Below are 2,853 nucleotides of genomic sequence, written 5' to 3'. Positions count from 1 at the left end.
GTTAAATCATAACCAGGCATTTCTGGGATTTGTCCACCTAAATCAATAATTTCACCTTCCGGCGTAACAATTTTTAGTCCTAAAACGTGGTTGGTAGTAACACCGTATTTGAGACAATGTACGCCACCAGAATTTTCGGCAATATTGCCCCCAATAGAGCAAATAATTTGACTAGAGGGATCAGGAGCGTAGTAAAAACCAGCACCACTAACAGCCTGTGTTACCCAACTATTAATCACCCCTGGTTGTACAACTGTCCGTTGATTTTCTAAATCAATGCTGAGAATTTGCCGCATTAAGGAAGTAACAATTAAAACGGAATTTTCTACTGGTAAAGCGCCGCCAGATAGACCAGTACCAGAGCCGCGTGCTATGAAGGGTATAGAGTATTGGTTGCATATTTTCACAATTTCTGCAACTTGTTCTGTAGTTCTGGGTAAAACCACCACAGCCGGACGTTGGCGATAACCAGTTAAACCATCACATTCATAGGTAATGAGTTCTTCGCGGCGTTGCACTACACCATTTTTGCCAAGGACAGCCTCGAATGCTTTGAGAATGGGTTTCCAGTTGCGTTGTTTTTTATCTTGGGTAAGCATAGTTTTTTAAAGTTCAAGGTAGATGTTGCAGGCTGGTTAGTATAGCTGTAATTACTATTGTTGCAAGAATAGCAGTTAAAAGTGAGTAAAAGCGATCGCATGATTTAACTATAGATATAGTATAGGTTCTCCATTTCATCCAAGAATACCAATTTGTCTAGCTTATTTATCTCTCCAATATCCTTTTACTTCAGTTCCATCCTTACGACGATAACCTTCGATATATATTTTACCGCTAGAGTTACTTAATGAATTACTACCCCAAAAGTTGGTATTATTTTGCTGTTGATTTACTTGTTTAATTCCCTCTCTTCTTGGTTCCTCTATTCTGGGATGTTCTTCTTTTTGTCTATGTTTTTCTTCTCTTAATTGTTGCTCTGTTCTGAGACGTTCTTGTTTTTGCCTTTCTAGTTTCAAGCGTTCTTCTTGAAGGCGGAGTCTTTCTTTTGCACGTTGTTCTTTCCTCCGTTCTTCTTCTTTACGTTTCCAATCTTTCAAAAAGCGATACCAATCATCTAGAGACATCTGAATATTTCTAGCAGGAGCTTGACAAGTTTCCCATTGAAAACTATAGGCTTCATTTTCAAAGGAACTATCAACCTGATTAGCTAAAGGCTGGTTAGGTTTATGAATATTTTCTTTAGCTTTTTCAAGAATAAACTTTGGTAGAGAAAATACAGACTCTGGCTCAGGCTGCTTATTACCAAAAAGTGCTTGAAAAAATTTAGGTTTTGAAACTTTGGGAATAGCATCTTCCATAATACAAAGTTTGACTGTTTTATCCCAGCTACTGCTAGCAATTACTTGATTATTAAAACAAAAATTAACTGAGCTAATTCCCGCAGTATGGGCATAGAATGAAGATATTAATGTTCCATTCCTCAAATCCCATATTTTGATATAACCATTATCTCCACCACTGACTAGAAATTGGCTGTTAGAACTAAAGCTTAAACTACGTACACTACATGAATAACCATGAATAGTACATTTTGATAATCCTGTTTGTATGTCCCACAGAATAATATCTCCATCATCATCACAACTTGCAAGTGTTTTACCATCTGGGCTAAAAGCAACCATACGAACATCATTTGAGTGAGCAGCAAAAGAAGAAACTTCTTCCCAAGTACCAATTTTCCATATTTTGACATTGCGATCGCAACCACCGCTTGCAATCAATGTACTATCAGAACTGATTGCTATAGACTGTACATAACCTGAATGTCCCCTCAGCGTTTGAATTTCTTTTCTGTCTTTCAAACTAAAAATTTTAATCGTACTATCATCACTTCCGCTTACAAGAAAGTCATAGATTGGGATTACTGCAACTGTTGTCACTGATTTGCTGTGGGTATTAAAAGCCTGTAACTCTTGACATGTGTTTAAATCCCAAACTCGGATAACAGCATCGTCACCACCACTTATGAGAGCATCTCCTGTAGTAGTAAAAGCTATGGAACGAACAGAATTTGTATGTTTTAATTGGTAATTTAAAAGTTGACCGTCATTCAAATTCCATAATCGAATTATGCTGTCATCACTTCCACAAGCAAGAATCTGGCGGCTTAAGTTTACCGAGGTAGAGCGTACACCCCCAAACCAACTAGAGTCTCCATTAAATATGTGAACTTGATACCATGCTTGCTTCATACATTTCCCTAAAGCCTCTATAATTTTGTTCTATTATTAGAATTCCCTAAATTTACAATAAACTTAACGTAGCAACGGCGAAACCTATGGAAAGCAATGGAGAGCTTTGGATTAGGCTGAATTAGTTTTAAGTTTTTAATCCTACTAAGCAAACAAGTACAGCAAGGAGGCCCCTATATTGCCACAACCTCTATCTTTCATTAATCAACTAACATAGAAAATCAACTAACCTAGAAATAACGCTCTAAAATACTAGATAAAATCATGGTTCAACAAGTTCTAATCAATGATGATGATTACTATGTGCCAGATGCCAACCAGCTAATCACTGAAGATGATACACCTGTGGATAATTTTGCATCTGCTAAACAACAACGCCTTTTAGTAAGTTCTCTTTACAGTTCTTTACAAAGCCAGACTTTTTTAGCTGAAGCTAATGTGGGTATTTATTACACAGACCTTCAGCCCCCTATTAGACATCTCCAAAATAGTAACGTTCTATGGTAAGAGAACATTAGAGAGCTTTTTGGACACAGAAACATGAGCGAGATTTTGAATTATATCGAAGGGAACAAAAAAGAAACACAGCGCTTAATTGGTC

2 protein-coding genes and 1 pseudogene are annotated in these 2,853 nt (G+C 37.0%); 1 reads left to right on the top strand and 2 read right to left on the bottom strand.

The genetic code is table 11. From position 1 onward, the window contains the following. Positions 1-599: FAD-binding oxidoreductase (locus tag IQ229_RS22175; protein WP_194047439.1), on the bottom strand; the 599-nt coding region annotated here is incomplete at its 3' end. A gap of 162 nt (positions 600-761) precedes the next feature. Continuing rightward, entirely contained in the window at positions 762-2,252 is a 1,491-nt protein-coding gene (locus IQ229_RS22170) for a WD40 domain-containing protein (RefSeq protein WP_194047437.1), read from the bottom strand. Positions 2,253-2,516: 264 nt separating this feature from the next. On the opposite strand from IQ229_RS22170, the pseudogene IQ229_RS22165 reads away from it, so the two are divergent. Next, positions 2,517-2,726, top strand: a pseudogene (locus IQ229_RS22165) (Uma2 family endonuclease); the annotation flags it as partial. Positions 2,727-2,853: the final 127 nt, after the last annotated feature.

Origin of the sequence: Nostoc cf. edaphicum LEGE 07299 (genome assembly GCF_015207245.1) — a bacterium.
Lineage (GTDB): Bacteria > Cyanobacteriota > Cyanobacteriia > Cyanobacteriales > Nostocaceae > Nostoc > Nostoc edaphicum_B.
The sequence above is the reverse complement of the archived record's forward strand: the minus strand, read 5'-3'. Positions and strand labels throughout refer to the sequence as shown.